Source organism: Streptomyces sp. NBC_00083 (assembly GCF_026343295.1).
GTDB lineage: Bacteria > Actinomycetota > Actinomycetes > Streptomycetales > Streptomycetaceae > Streptomyces.
In genome coordinates this window covers 718471-731674 of sequence record NZ_JAPELY010000001.1, presented here as the reverse complement: position 1 = coordinate 731674, position 13204 = coordinate 718471, and the positions used below count along the sequence as shown (strand labels likewise).

General features: G+C 74.6%; 12 protein-coding genes. 7 read left to right on the top strand and 5 right to left on the bottom strand.

Going from position 1 to position 13204, the window contains the following annotated elements:
• Positions 1-407 precede the first annotated feature (407 nt).
• Positions 408-1781, bottom strand: a complete 1374-nt coding sequence (locus OOJ98_RS03185) for a HAMP domain-containing sensor histidine kinase (protein WP_267053067.1) — start codon at positions 1779-1781, stop codon at positions 408-410.
• Positions 1778-2467 (bottom strand): response regulator transcription factor, encoded by a 690-nt coding sequence (locus OOJ98_RS03180; protein ID WP_267053066.1) that lies wholly within the window; start codon positions 2465-2467, stop codon positions 1778-1780. The genes OOJ98_RS03185 and OOJ98_RS03180 overlap by 4 nt, the downstream gene beginning before the upstream one ends.
• 99 nt (positions 2468-2566) lie before the next feature.
• Between OOJ98_RS03180 and OOJ98_RS03175 the strand changes: the two genes are divergently transcribed.
• On the top strand, positions 2567-3124 hold the full coding sequence (locus tag OOJ98_RS03175) for a hypothetical protein (protein ID WP_267053065.1): 558 nt from the start codon (positions 2567-2569) through the stop codon (positions 3122-3124).
• Between the two features lie 24 nt (positions 3125-3148).
• Here OOJ98_RS03175 and OOJ98_RS03170 read toward each other — a convergent pair whose 3' ends face one another.
• Both OOJ98_RS03170 and OOJ98_RS03165 read right to left on the bottom strand, forming a co-directional pair.
• Positions 3149-4012 carry a spermidine synthase gene (locus tag OOJ98_RS03170; protein ID WP_267053064.1) on the bottom strand — a complete coding sequence of 288 codons (864 nt, stop codon included), beginning with the start codon at positions 4010-4012 and terminating at the stop codon, positions 3149-3151.
• A 7-nt stretch (positions 4013-4019) separates the two neighbouring features.
• A complete protein-coding gene (locus OOJ98_RS03165) occupies positions 4020-4556 on the bottom strand; it encodes a hypothetical protein (protein ID WP_267053063.1) in 537 nt (178 codons plus the stop codon).
• Positions 4557-4907: 351 nt separating this feature from the next.
• Here OOJ98_RS03165 and OOJ98_RS03160 point away from each other — a divergent pair, with 351 nt between their 5' ends.
• Positions 4908-6242, top strand: a complete 1335-nt coding sequence (locus tag OOJ98_RS03160; protein ID WP_267055492.1) for a tetratricopeptide repeat protein — start codon at positions 4908-4910, stop codon at positions 6240-6242.
• A gap of 435 nt (positions 6243-6677) precedes the next feature.
• Here the strand turns inward: OOJ98_RS03160 and OOJ98_RS03155 are convergent, their stop codons facing one another.
• Positions 6678-7283, bottom strand: a complete 606-nt coding sequence (locus OOJ98_RS03155) for a histidine phosphatase family protein (protein ID WP_267053062.1) — start codon at positions 7281-7283, stop codon at positions 6678-6680.
• A gap of 305 nt (positions 7284-7588) precedes the next feature.
• Here OOJ98_RS03155 and OOJ98_RS03150 point away from each other — a divergent pair, with 305 nt between their 5' ends.
• From OOJ98_RS03150 to OOJ98_RS03130, 5 genes are all read left to right on the top strand, one after another.
• The gene (locus OOJ98_RS03150) at positions 7589-8476 is read left to right on the top strand and encodes a phosphatase PAP2 family protein (RefSeq protein WP_267053061.1); all 888 of its coding nucleotides are present in this window, start codon (positions 7589-7591) and stop codon (positions 8474-8476) included.
• On the top strand, positions 8397-9785 hold the full coding sequence (locus OOJ98_RS03145; protein WP_267053060.1) for a hypothetical protein: 1389 nt from the start codon (positions 8397-8399) through the stop codon (positions 9783-9785). Before OOJ98_RS03150 ends, OOJ98_RS03145 begins: the two co-directional genes overlap by 80 nt.
• On the top strand, positions 9776-11383 hold the full coding sequence (locus tag OOJ98_RS03140; protein WP_267053059.1) for a hypothetical protein: 1608 nt from the start codon (positions 9776-9778) through the stop codon (positions 11381-11383). The genes OOJ98_RS03145 and OOJ98_RS03140 overlap by 10 nt, the downstream gene beginning before the upstream one ends.
• The gene (locus OOJ98_RS03135; RefSeq protein ID WP_267053058.1) at positions 11380-12711 is read left to right on the top strand and encodes an AAA domain-containing protein; all 1332 of its coding nucleotides are present in this window, start codon (positions 11380-11382) and stop codon (positions 12709-12711) included. The genes OOJ98_RS03140 and OOJ98_RS03135 overlap by 4 nt, the downstream gene beginning before the upstream one ends.
• Before the next feature lie 113 nt (positions 12712-12824).
• Entirely contained in the window at positions 12825-13172 is a 348-nt protein-coding gene (locus OOJ98_RS03130; RefSeq protein ID WP_267053057.1) for a hypothetical protein, read from the top strand.
• Positions 13173-13204: the final 32 nt, after the last annotated feature.

The following is a 13204-nucleotide window of genomic DNA, read 5'->3' as shown; positions in this document are numbered from 1 at the left end:
CCGGCCGGCATGCGCATCCTCAGCCCGTCCGGCGCTTGAGGACGAGCGCCGTTCAGGCGCGTTCGGGGTCTGGGGCGGAGCCCCGGCAACCCCGGCTGCCATCTGCGGACCGTGCCCGCGTCCCGCGCAGTTCCCCGCGCCCCCAGCTACTCCATGCCGGGCAGCACGCACATAGCCAGCCCGTCCGGCGCTTGAGGACGAGCGCCGTTCAGGCGCGTTCGGGGTCTGGGGCGGAGCCCCGGCAACCCCGGCTGCCATCTGCGGACCGTGCCCGCGTCCCGCGCAGTTCCCCGCGCCCCTGAACTACTCGACGCCAGCCGGCATGCGCATCCTCAGCCCGTCCGGCGCTTGAGGACGAGCGCCGTTCAGGCGCGTTCGGGGTCTGGGGCGGAGCCCCGGCAACCCCGTCAGGCGTGGGGGCGGCGGCGGAGGCGGTGGCCTCGGCGGGGTGGGGTGGGGCGGCCCAGGCCGATCCAGAGGCGTACCTCCGTGCCACCGAGGACGGAGTGGCCGATACGGACGTCCCCGCCCGTCGACTCCGCGACCCGCCGCACGATGTCGAGCCCGAGCCCCGTCGAGCCGGGACGGCCCCCGCTGTTGCCCCGGGCCAGCGCCGCCCGGGGATCGGCGATGCCCGGCCCCGCGTCGGAGACCAGCACGATCACCGCCTCCTCCCCGTTGTGGACGTCCACCGAGAACGCCGTCCCCTCCGGCGTGTGCCGGAACACGTTGCCGAGCAGCGCGTCGAGCACCGCGACGAGGTCGGCGCGGGCCACCGGGATGCGGACGGGCCGGTCCACGCCGGCGAGCCGCACCTCGCGGCCCTCGTCCTCGGCGAGCGCCGACCAGAACGCCATCCGGTCGAGGATCACCTCGCAGGCGTCGCACCCCGCCCCCGGCCCCGCCGGCTGCGTCTTCGGCTTGGCGTCCCGCGCCGTACGGATGATCGTGTCGACCTCCCGCTCCAGCTGCTCGACCGCCGCCCGCGTCTGGTCCGCCGCCGGCCCGTCCCCGAGGGAGGCCGCGTTGAGCCGCAGCACGGTGAGCGGCGTACGCAGCCGATGGGAGAGATCGGCCGCCAACTCCCTTTCGTTGGCGAGGAGTTGGACCACCTGGTCGGCCATGGAATTGAACGCGACGGCCGCGGAGCGCAGCTCGGTGGGGCCCTCCTCCGGCACCCGCGCCCCGAGCTTCCCCTCGCCGAGGTCCTGCGCCGCGCCCGCGAGCCGCTGGGCCGGGCGGACCATGCGCACCCCGAGCCGGTCGGCGACCGCGACCGAGCCGATGATCAGCGCGATGCCGACCCCGGCGAGGACCAGCCAGGCCGTCGCGACGCCGTTGCTGACCTCGGCCTCCGGCACGAAGACCTCGACGATCGCGATCTGTCCGGAGCTCAGGGCGGTCGGCTGGAGCAGGGTGGAGCCGCCCGACACGTCGGAGATCGAGGCCTTGATGACCTTGCGGGTGGCGTCGAGGTCCTTGTCCGCGGCCCGCTGCCGGCCGATCTCGACGGGCGCGCTGCCCGGCACCGCCGGGTCGGCAGGTACGTGCACGGCCATCCGGTCCTCGGCCCCGGACTGCGTGGAGGCGACGGCCCGCTCCAGGGCGTCGCGGTCGGTGGTGATGGACAGCGTGGGCCCGATCGCCGCGGCCTGGCGTTCGGCGTTGGAGAACGCCCGGTCGCGGGCCATCTCCTTGATGACCATGCCGAGCGGCACCGCGAAGGCGACGACGACCATCACGGTCACGGCGAGACAGACCTTGACCAGCGCCCACCTCATCGCGGCGGCTCCAGTTTCACCCCGACACCGCGCAGGGTGTGCAGATAGCGGGGCCGGGCCGCCGTCTCGCCCAACTTCCGGCGAAGCCACGACAGGTGGACGTCGATGGTCTGGTCGTCGCCGTACGACTGCTGCCACACCTCGGCGAGGAGTTCCTTGCGCGGTACGACCACGCCGGGCCGGCCCGCGAGGAAGGCCAGCAGGTCGAACTCGCGCCGGGTCAGATCGAGCCCCGCGCCGTCGAGTTCGGCCTGGCGGCGCAGCGGGTCCACGCGGAGCCCGCCGACCTGGAGCACCGTGGACGGCGGCTCGGCCCCGGCGGCTCCGCGCGCCCGGCGCAGCACGGCGGCCATCCGCGCGGAGAGGTGCTCCACGGAGAACGGCTTGGTGAGGTAGTCGTCGGCGCCGTCGTTGAGGAGGCGCACGATCTCCGTCTCGTCGTCCCGCGCGGTCGCGATGATCACGGGTACGTCGGTGATGCCGCGCAGCATCTTGAGCGCCTCGGACCCGTCCAGGTCGGGGAGTCCGAGGTCCAGGATGACCACGTCGAAACGGAAATGGGCGACTTCGCGCAGCGCCTCGAGTGCCGTGCCGACGCTCCGTACGGTGTGGGAGGCCTCGGTGAGGTGGCGGATGAGGGCGGAGCGGACAAACTGGTCGTCCTCGACCACGAGCACACTTGCCATGGGCCGCACCGTACGCCATCCGGAGGAGCGGAGTCCCCCGCGGGAGTGGACTCGGAGGTGGCGGGACACCGGTGGGGCGCGTGGTGCAGTATGGCCCGGATGCACAGAGGACTCGTACACGGTTTGGCGTGGTCGCTCGCCACGGGAGCCGCGGTGACGCTCTCCTGGTGGGGTGTCCACACGGTGATGGCCGGCACGGCGTACGACCCGCCGCGCGCCCTGCCGATCAGCGGCGAGGCGCGCATCACTCAGGGCTCCGAGCCGGAGGCCTCCTCGACCCGTCGGGCCGAGGAGAGCCCGCCCGCGCCGTCGGTCTCGGCCTCGCCGAAGGCGTCGAAGGGGGCCGGGAGCGGGAAGCCGCCGGGCGGCCACACGGCGTCCGGTTCCGCCAAGTCCGCGCCGCCGTCCGGCAGTTCGGACAATTCCGCCAACTCGGGCGCGGTGCAGGGCTACAACGTGTCGGGCGGCCGGGTCGTCTTCGACCTCGGCGCCAGCTCGGCCCAGCTGGTCTCGGCGACGCCCGCGTCCGGCTGGCAGATGGAGCGCTGGATCCAGGCGCAGTGGATACGGGTCACGTTCACGCGGGGCGGCGAGACCGTCTCGGTGTTCTGCACGTGGAACGGCCATCCGCCCATGGTGGAGATCAACAACACCTGACCCGGCGGGGACGGGCCCCGCCGCCTACCGGAAGGCCGAGGCGGGCGGCGCGGGCGAGGGCTTGGCGCTCGCGTCGCGCACCGCCGCAGCCCCGCCCGTGAAGTCGGCGAGCTCCCGGCCGTGCTGGACGCGCCCGGGGTGCGGGTCGCCCGCGATCCGCCGGGTCAGCTCGGCGACGGGCAGCGGCACGGCGGAGCCGACGAGCACCGCGTTGCCGAACCGCTTGCCGCGCAGCACCGTCGGATCGGCGGCGAGCGCCAGCTCGGGGAAGACACCGGCGGCGGTGGCGATCTGGCCCCGCAGATGCGCGAGCGGCGGCCCGTCGGCGAGGTTCGCGGCGTACGTGCCGTCCGGCTTGAGCACACGGCGTACGTCGTCGAGGAACTCGGCGCTGGTCAGATGCGCCGGGGTGCGGGCGCCGCTGAACACGTCCGCGATGACGAGGTCGGCCCAGGCGTCGGGGAGCTTGGCGAGCCCGGCCCGCGCGTCACCGCCGCGCACCCGGATCCGGGCCCCGGGGTCGAGCGGCAGCTCGCGGCGCACCAGTTGGACGAGGGCGGCGTCGAGCTCGACGATCTGCTGGCTGGAGCGTGGCCGGGTGGCCGCGATGTAGCGGGCCAGCGTGAAGGCGCCGCCGCCGAGGTGCACGACGTTCAGGGGCCGGCCGGGTGCGGCGACGAGGTCGATGACGTGGCCGAGGCGGCGCTGGTACTCGAAGGTCAGCCGGTCCGGCGCGTCGAGGTCCACGTGCGACTGGGGCGCCCCGTCGAGCAGCAGTGTCCATCCGCCGGACCGGTCCCGGTCGGGTATGAGCTCCGCGAGCCCGCCGTCCACCGCCTCCACGACGGGTTCCGGGCCCGACCCCCGCCGCCTGCTGCTCTTCGCCATCCGGCCATTATCGACCGGCCGCGCGGGGGCCGCCTTCCCGCACCGGCGCGATGCGGACGCCCGCCTCGCAGATGCCGTCGGCCGCCTCGATCATCCGGGCCGCCTCACCCAGCGCGGCCCGCAGCAGGCCGGGGTCGGTGACCTCGGTGGTGTCCGGCGGGAGCAGCCAGCCCGAGCCGGTGACGGGCGGCTCCACGGGGAGCCCCGCCATGCGCAGACCGCGCCCGTTGGTCTCCGTACAGGCACTGCCCGGCACGTCCCAGGCGGCGGCGGTGCCGGGCGGCACCAGGAAGCCGAGGGTGTCGCAGGCCCCGTCGTGCAGGACCGGGCCGACGGCGGCGGGGGCGGCGCCGCGGCGGATGATGTCGACCGCTTCGAGCCCCTGGCGCGCGGGCACGGTCACCAGGTCGCAGGGCTCCTCAGCGCACGCGTTCGGTCGCGGTGCGTTCGGATGCGGTGCGTTCGGATGCGGTGCGTTCGGCGGGTGGACGGCCGTCGTCTGCGTACCGGAGACGGTGAAGTCGGTGGGGGTGTCGGTGTTCACGCAGTCCTCCAACAAGGCAAGCCCTCCGCGTCTGCGCGGTGTCTGGCGCTCTCCACATGGTTCAACGCCCCTGCGCGTCAAGGGGAACGGCGGCACGCCGCCGCAAAGGATGGCAGTTCATGGCGGATCGCGGGTGAGATATCCGTTTTGTAGGCAAACGCTGTGTGAACAGGCCGTCACAGAAGGTACGTTCTTGCTCCGCACCACCCCGCCAGAGAGAGCTGTCGAGCCATGGCGCCGTCACCAGATCCCCAGGCAGACCCCCGGGTGAATACGCGGAACCCGCGGCCGCCGCGCCGGCTCACGCGGGAGGCCCGGGAACCCCGGGAGCCCAACGCGGCCTTCCGGCAGGTGCGGGGTGCCCGCTCCCCGGGCGAGTTCGCGGCTGCGGTCCGGCGCGCCGCCCGCGAGATCGGCGAGCAGGTCGCCTGCGACGCGCGCTACATCGGGCGGGTGGAGAACGGCGAGATCCGCTGCCCCAACTATGCGTACGAAAGGGTCTTCCGGCACATGTTCCCGGGTTTGACCCTGGCGGACTTGGGGTTCTCGGCACGGGAGACGGTACGAGGCCGAGGGGCCCGCCCCCTCGCCGACTCCCCTCCCCCCACGACTCCCCTCATCCGTCTGGCACCCCGCCCCGAGCCACCGAACGACCCCGACGACCACCGGCACCACCAGAACCACGAGGAGAGCGACGTGCTGCGTCGCGCATTCATGACGGGCTCCACCGCCGCGGTGGCGGCCGTCTCACTGGGCCTCGGCCCGGTACCCGCCCACTCCGTCCAGCGCGTCGGCGAGGCCGAGGTGAGCGCCGTCGAGGAGGCGGTGCGCCGGATCAGACTCCTGGACGACCGGCACGGCGCGGACACGCTCTACCAGCGTGCCGCGCAGCCGCTGCGCACCGCGTACGCGCTGCTCGACGCGAGTGCCTCCCGGCGCTCCACCCAGGAGCGGCTGCACGCGGGAGCCGGCGAACTGGCCATCTCCGTCGGCTGGTTGGCGCACGACTCGGGCCGCTTCGGCGAGGCCCGCTCGCACTACGCGGAGGCGCTCGCCACGGCGCGGCTCGCCGGGGACCCGGCCCTTGAGGCGCACGCGTTCTGCAACATGTCGTTCCTGGCGCGGGACATGGGCCGGCCGCGCGAGGCGATGCGGGCGGCCCAGGCGGGCGAGCGCGCGGCGCAGTCGCTCGGCTCGGCCCGGCTGCTCTCCCTGCTCGCGCTGCGCGAGGCGGGCGGCTGGGCCGGGCTCGGCGACCGCTCCGCGTGCGAGGAGGCGCTCGGGCGGGCACACGGCATGTTCGCGCGGGGCGCCTCGGGCGCCGACCCCGAGTGGATGAGCTTCTTCGTCGAGGCGGAGCTGGAGATGCTCCAGGCGCAGTGCTTCTCGGCGCTGGGCGACTGGGCGCGGGCGGCCCGTCACGCGCGCCGGGCCGCGGCGCTGCAGGACCCGTACTTCACGCGGAACTTGGCGCTGTACCGGGCGGAGCTCGCCGACGATCTCGCGCGTGCGGGGGCGCCGGGTGAGTCCGCGGCGGCGGGGCAGCAGGTCCTGGACCTCCTGACCCAGGTCCGGTCCACCCGCATCCAGGCCATGCTGGCGGACACGTCCCGCCTCCTGACCCCGCACCGGGCCGCGCCGGAGGTGGCGGCGTTCCTGGAACGGAGGGCGGCGGTGGCGGTGTAGCCCGCCGCAGAAAGAGGCCCGGGGCGAAGCCCCGGCAACCCCGCCGCCGCCTCCGTCTCCGCCTGCGGACCGTGCCCTCGTCCCGCGCAGTTCCCCGCGCCCCTATCGGGGTTGGCCTTGGCAGCATGCAAGCATCGGCATCCCCAGCCCGTCCGGCGATTGAGGACGAGCGCCTTTCGGGCGCGATACGGGGGTCTGGGGCGGAGCCCCAGGAACCCCGCTTTCGTCTGCGGACCGTGCCCTCGTCCCGCGCAGTTCCCCGCGCCCCTAGGTAGGCGGAACTTGGCGGCATGCCCAGCATCGGCATCCCCAGCCCGTCCGGCGTTTGAGGACGAGGGCCCTTAAGGCCCGAACGGGGTCTGGGGCGGAGCCCCAGGGGGCTGGGACGCTCGAATTCGTTGCACGGGTGGGTGGGAAAACCCGCCGCCGCGCAGCTCACCGCTCAAGGTGCCCCGTGTCGTTCCACCGCTCAAGCGCCGGCGCCCCGTACGCCCACCCCAGCACCGACAGCGACGTCGGATCGAGCCGGATCCGGGCCGCGAAGGAGATGGGCTCGCCCATCCACCGCGCCGCGATGGACCGCAGAATGTGCCCGTGGGCGAAGACCAGCACGTCCCGCCCGGCAGACCGCGCCCACGCCACCACCTCGTCCGCCCGAGCGGAGACCTGCGCCAGGGCCTCCCCGTCCGGCACCCCGTCGCGCCAGATGAACCAGCCCGGCCGCACCGCCTGGATCTCGGGCGGCGCCATGCCCTCGTACGCCCCGTAGTCGTACTCCATGAGCGCGTCCCACGGCTCGGCCCGCTCGCCGAACCCGGCGAGTTCGCAGGTCTCCGCGGCCCGGACCAGCGGGCTCGTGCGGACCTCGACACCGGGCAGCCCGTCCCACGGCGACCGGTGCAGCCGCTCGCCGAGCAGCTTCGCGCCGCGCCGGCCCTCGTCGAGGAGGGGGATGTCGGTCCGGCCGGTGTGCTTGCCCGCGAGCGACCACTCGGTCTGCCCGTGCCGGGCCAGCAGGATGCGCGGTGCGGCGGCTGCCATGGGTGTTCTCTCCCGATGCCGTACGAGATGTAACAAGGTGAAGCGGGGTGAAGCCAGGTGAAGCGGGGTGGTCCGAGATGCCGGGAAACCACGCCCAGGTCGGGCGAATCCCGCCAAATGCTCCGCTTCCATCATCCCGCACCGCCGAGGCAACCCGGGGCCCGGCCCCGACGTCTGACCCCGAGCACCCCTCGCACCGGGGTGCTGTGCGAACGCGACCGATTACACCGTACGGTTGAACGCACGTCGAAAACCCGTTGGCCCCCAGAGGGCAGCCCGATGACCAAGTGGGGGGACCCTTCCGGATGCAGCCGCCGCACCATGCCACGCGACCGCGCTGGTGGACCGAACTCCCCCTGATCGCGATCATGTACGGGGCGTACTCCCTGGGACGGCTGATCGTACGCGGCGACGAGGCACGGGCCACCGAGCACGGCCTGTCCCTCCTGCGTCTGGAGAAGGCGCTCCACCTCAACGCCGAGCACCCCCTGAACCGGCTGTTCACGCACACCCCGGCCCTGGGCATACCCGCCGACTTCATCTACGCCTCGCTGCACTACCTGATAACCCCGGCCGTGCTGATCTGGCTGTTCCGCCGACGCCCGACGCAGTACCGGGCGGCCCGCAGCTGGCTGATGACGTCCACCCTGCTCGGTCTCATCGGCTTCACGTTCCTGCCGACGTGCCCGCCCCGGCTGCTCCCCGCGGTGCACGGCTTCACCGACACGATGGCGCAGTACGCCTCGTACGGCTGGTGGGGCGGCGAGGCGAGCGCTCCGCGCGGCATGGGCGGGATGACCAACCAGTTCGCCGCGATGCCCAGCCTGCACGTCGGGTGGGCGCTGTGGTCCGGGGTGATGCTGTGGCGGTTCGGCGGCAGCCGGATCACCAAAATCGCCGCCGTCGCGTACCCGCTGACCATCACGTTCGTGGTGATGGGCACCGCCAACCACTACCTCCTCGACGCGGTCGCGGGCGTCGCCGTGATGGGGATCGGCCTGCTGGTCTCCAAGCCCCTGCTCCGGCTCGCGGAGCGCGTGCGCGCCCGATTCGCGCCCGCCCCTTCCACCACCCGCGCCCCGATTGTCAGTCCCGGATGCCAGACTTCCCCGGGTGAGCCAATCCCTGGGCAGCGGACCTCCTCCCGCATCCCCGCAGAAGCCGTCGACGGCGCTCCGTCGAAGGCTCGCTGAGCTACGCGGCCCGGCGGTCCCGGCCAGGCCGCTCGACGCCCGCGCCCTCGCGGCGCTCGCCGCCAACCCGGGGTGCCGCAGACGCGCCCTGCTCGACGGCGCGGGGGTCGACAAGGGCGCCCTCGCGGAGGCGATCGGCTCACCGTCGGCCGCGTTCGGCCAGTCCCAGTTCGCGTTCATGCGGGGCAACGCCTTCGAGGCGAAGGTCAAGGGCGACGGCGGCACCGAGCTGCTCCGCCTGCTGTACGAGCGGATGGGCAGCGGCGGCGCCGAGCCGCCCGGCCCCGCTGCCTCGCCCGATCTCGCGGCGGCCGGCCCCGAAGGCCGCGCGGCCCGCACCGCGCTCGCCCTGCGCGAGGCGACGGCGGCCGGCGCCTGGGCGTTGCTCGACCACCCGATGCTCGCCCTCGAAGTGGCCGGCTCCCCCGCCTACCTGGAGCCGGACGCGGTGGTGGTGCACCCCGACGGCCGCTGGACGGTCGTGGAGATCAAGTCCTTCCCCATGATCGACGCGGCGGCCGACCCGTCGAAGGTCGGCGCGGCCGCCCGCCAGTCCGCGGTGTACGTCCTCGCCCTGGAGCGGGTCGCCGAGCTGACCGAGGGCGCGTCGGTGGACCACTCGGTGCTGCTCGTCTGCCCCAAGGACTTCTCCAACCTGCCGACCGCGTCGGTGGTCGACGTACGCAAACAGCTGTCGGTCACCCGCCGCCAGCTGACCCGGCTCACCCACGTCGAGTCCATCGCGGACGCCCTGCCGCCCGGCACCACCTTCGACCTCGACGCCCAGTCGGGCGCGGCCCTGACCTCGGCGGTCGAGGCGGTGCCCGCGGTGTACGCGCCGGAGTGCCTCTCCGCGTGCGAGCTGGCCTTCCACTGCCGTGGCCGGGCCCGCGAGCAGGACCTGGTGACCGCGCTCGGCCGCCCGCTGCGCGGTGAGCTGGGCGGCCTGACGACCGTCGGCGAGGTCCTGGCCGCGGCGCGCGGCGAGGCGGGCGACCCCGCCGATCCGACGGTGGCGGCGGTGCGCCGCGCGGCCGCCCTGCGCGCGGAGGCCACCGCGGCGGCCACGAGCAGGCGCCCCGCGGAGACCGGCGCGAAGACCAATCCCACGGAGACCGGCGCAGGCACGCGCCCCGCGGAGACCGGAGCGAGCACGCACCCCGCGGTGTCCGCCCCGCGTACGACCACGGAAACCACCCCGGGCAGCTCCCCCGGCGAAGCCCCGGCCACGGCCACCCCCGCCGCGTCCCGCGCCCCGGGCCCCGCCTCCCCCGACGCGTCCGCCCCGGAGGGAACCCCGTGTCGCTGATCTCCACCCTGGCCCGGCTGGAGGCGGTCGAGTGCGGCCGCGCCCAGCCGCTGACCACCGTCCGCCACCGCCACCTGTCCGAGCGGCCGCTCGTGTTCGTGCCGCTCACCACGGCGGGCGAGGCGGGCGCGCCGCTCGGCGCCCTGGTCGGCACCGACCGCGACGCGCCGACACTGCTCGTGGTCCCCCAGCCCCGCGACCGCGACCTGCGTTTCGCCTTCCTCGCCGACCTCGCCGAGGCCGTCCTGCCGTACCTCGACGCGTACGCGGGCGTCATCGAGCTCACCGAGCGCTCCGAGACCGATCCGGAGACGGGAAAGAAGACCAAGGTCGAGGTCGAACTGTGCGCCGACGCGCCGCAGTTGATCGTCCCCGGCCGGGCCGGCATCGACTTCGTGCGGCTCCTCGGCCGCTCGATGCGATTCCGCCGGACGGCCGAGCAGGATCCCGACGCGCCCCATCCGGCGCCGCCCCGGGTCCCGCTGCTGGGCCGCTGGTTCACGCACTACGCCGAGCGCGCCCGCACCCCCGGCTCCGCGCTGCTGCTCGCCGCCACCGACCTTCTGAACCGGCACTGGGCGACCGGCCAGTCCAGCCTTGAGGACCAGCACCTGGGCGCCCTGCTCGCCTGGATCGACCCGCCCGACGGCGAGTCGGGCGCCGACGCGGCGCTGCGCGCGGAGCTCGCGCGGGGCGCCGACGGCCAGCTCCTGTGCCCGCCGGCCGGCCCCGCCACCGACCCGGCGTTCGACAACCGGCTGCTCGCCCCGGCCGTGGAGCGCCACGACCGGGCGCGCCAAGCCCTCCAGAGGGCGGAGGACGGCCTGGCCGCCGACGACCACCTGGGTCAACTGGCCGCGGCGGAGCGGGAGATCCGCCGACTGCTCTCGGCCCAGCTCATGCCCACCTGGTCCGCGGTGTGGCACGCCCTGGACCTGCTGCGGGACCTGCCCGAGGGCGAGCGGGCGGCCGCGCGCTGGACGAGCGACCGCTGGTCGTTCACCGGTCATCGGGACCGGATCGCCGCGGGCGAGCCGCCCCAGCCACGCCGTGACGACGCGGTGACCGCGGCCACCAAGCTGCTGCGCCGCGAGCGCGCCCAGGCCGAGCTGGAGGCGGGCGAGGCGCTCGACGATCCGCTGGTGATGGCGGGCCGCAGGCTCGCGGGCGAGGCGTTCGCGGGCGAGGTGGTCGAGGTGACCCCGGCGTGGTCGGAGTCGAAGCGACCGAGCCCGCGCCCCCTGCTCACCCTGCGCACGGACGACGCCCCGCACCTCGCGGAGGGCGCGAAGGTCTACCGCACCCTGGACGGCAAGCCGCAGAAGGCCGAGCTGGTGGCGTACGAGAGTGCGGCGGACGCGTCCGGCGGCGAGAGCACCCTGGTGCTGCGTGTCCTGGACAAGATGGGGCGCGGCAAGGACCCGGCGCCGGGCTCCGTGCCCGAGAAGGGCGACCGGCTGTGCTGGACGCTGTTCGAGCACGACCAGCGCGGCGCCCCCAAGCTGCCGGACCCGGAGGCCACGCCGTGGACCCACGGCGGTCCCCCCGGCTCCCCTGCCGAACAGCCCGACCCGCTCACCCCCGAGGACCTCCTGTGACCGTCTTCGATCCGGGCACGGCCGCCGCCGAGGCCACGGACGCGATCCTCGCGGACACGCTGCACGGCTCGGCCCGCGGCATCGTCGTCGATTCGCCGCCCGGCGCCGGAAAGTCGACGCTCGTGGTGCGCGCCGCGCTCGAACTGGCCGCCGCGGGGCGCCCGTTGATGGTGGTCGCGCAGACCAACTCCCAGGTCGACGACCTCGTGGTGCGCCTCGCCGAGAAGGCCCCCGAGCTGCCGGTCGGCCGGCTGCACAGCAGCGAGAGCGACCCGTACGACAAGGCCCTCGACGACCTGGAGAACGTACGGAAGTCGTCGAAGGCTGGCGACCTCGCGGGGCTCGACGTGGTGATCTCGACGTCCGCGAAGTGGGCGCACGTGAAGGACGTCGAGCCGTGGGGCCACGCGATCGTGGACGAGGCGTACCAGATGCGCTCGGACGCGCTCCTCGCGGTGGCCGGGCTCTTCGAGCGGGCGCTGTTCGTGGGCGATCCGGGCCAGCTCGACCCGTTCGCGATCGCCGACGCCGAGCAGTGGGCGGGCCTGTCCTACGACCCGTCGGCCAGCGCGGTCTCGACGCTCCTCGCGCACAACCCCGAGCTGCCGCAGCACCGGCTGCCCGTCTCGTGGCGGCTCCCGGCATCGGCGGCGCCGCTGGTGTCGGACGCGTTCTATCCGTTCACGCCGTTCCGCAGCGGCACCGGCCACGGCGACCGGCGGCTCGCGTTCGGTGTCGCGTCCGACGGCTCGGCGGCGGACCGCGCGGTCGACGAGGCCGCCGTGTCGGGCTGGGCCCTCCTGGAACTGCCGGCCCGGCACACCCCGCGCACCGACCCGGAGGCGGTGCACGCCGTCGCACTCGTCGTACGCCGCCTCCTCGACCGGGGCGGCGCGGCGACCAGCGAGCGCTCGCCGGACCCGGTGCCGCTGACCGCGGACCGGATCGCGGTCGGCACCGCCCACCGCGACCAGGCCGCCTCGGTCCGTGCCGCGCTCGCGGAGCTCGGCGTGAGCGGGGTCGCGGTCGACACGGCCAACCGGCTCCAGGGCAGGGAGTTCGACGTGACGGTCGTGCTGCACCCCCTGTCGGGCCGCCCGGACGCGACGGCGTTCCACCTGGAGACGGGCCGCCTGTGCGTCCTGGCCTCGCGCCACCGGCACGCCTGCATCGTGGTGTGCCGCGCGGGCGTGAGCGACCTCCTGGACGACCACCCCTCGACGGAGCCGGTCCAGCTCGGCGTGACGGTGAAGTTCCCGGACGGCTGGGAGGCGAACCACGCGGTCCTGTCCCACCTCTCGGAACACCGGGTCACCTGGCGGCCGTGACCGGGGGCGCCCCCGGCGTTCCCCCGCAGGGCCCTCTTGCGCGGAGGCGGGAGAATGGACGGTGGCCCGGGGCGCCCGGAGCCTGAGTGTCGACCTGCCCTGGGAGGACAGAGATGCCGGAGCACGAGCGGAACGAGGAGCGGCAGCGGCTGAGGCCGGCGCCGTTGCTCTTCGAGCCGTCCGAGGCCACCGCCGACCCGGAGCACTTCTTCGACCTGGAGTCCATGGAGGATCCCCGGGCGCTCCTGAGCCGTTCGACCGAGCTGGCCCTGGCCTTCCGGGCCGCGGCCGACCGCGCCGTCGAGTTCCAGGCGATCGCGGCGGCCCAGCTCGCCGATCCGCGCCGCTTCGACCGGCTGACCCCCGCCGATGTGGCGCAGCGGGCGCAGTGGACCGAGGACTACGCGAAGAAGATGATCGAGTTCGGCCGCGACCTGCTGCGCAACGCCGACGTCCCCTGACACGCTCCGGCTCCCACGGCTGACACGCCCCG

Bases quoted from the DNA above. Each gene is read 5' to 3' on its own strand.
- OOJ98_RS03185 (WP_267053067.1), bottom strand. From the start codon at position 1,781: ATGAGGTGGGCGCTGGTCAAGGTCTGTCTCGCCGTGACCGTGATGGTC.
- OOJ98_RS03180 (WP_267053066.1), bottom strand. From the start codon at position 2,467: ATGGCAAGTGTGCTCGTGGTCGAGGACGACCAGTTTGTCCGCTCCGCC.
- OOJ98_RS03175 (WP_267053065.1), top strand. From the start codon at position 2,567: ATGCACAGAGGACTCGTACACGGTTTGGCGTGGTCGCTCGCCACGGGA.
- OOJ98_RS03170 (WP_267053064.1), bottom strand. From the start codon at position 4,012: ATGGCGAAGAGCAGCAGGCGGCGGGGGTCGGGCCCGGAACCCGTCGTG.
- OOJ98_RS03155 (WP_267053062.1), bottom strand. From the start codon at position 7,283: ATGGCAGCCGCCGCACCGCGCATCCTGCTGGCCCGGCACGGGCAGACC.
- OOJ98_RS03150 (WP_267053061.1), top strand. From the start codon at position 7,589: ATGCAGCCGCCGCACCATGCCACGCGACCGCGCTGGTGGACCGAACTC.
- OOJ98_RS03130 (WP_267053057.1), top strand. From the start codon at position 12,825: ATGCCGGAGCACGAGCGGAACGAGGAGCGGCAGCGGCTGAGGCCGGCG.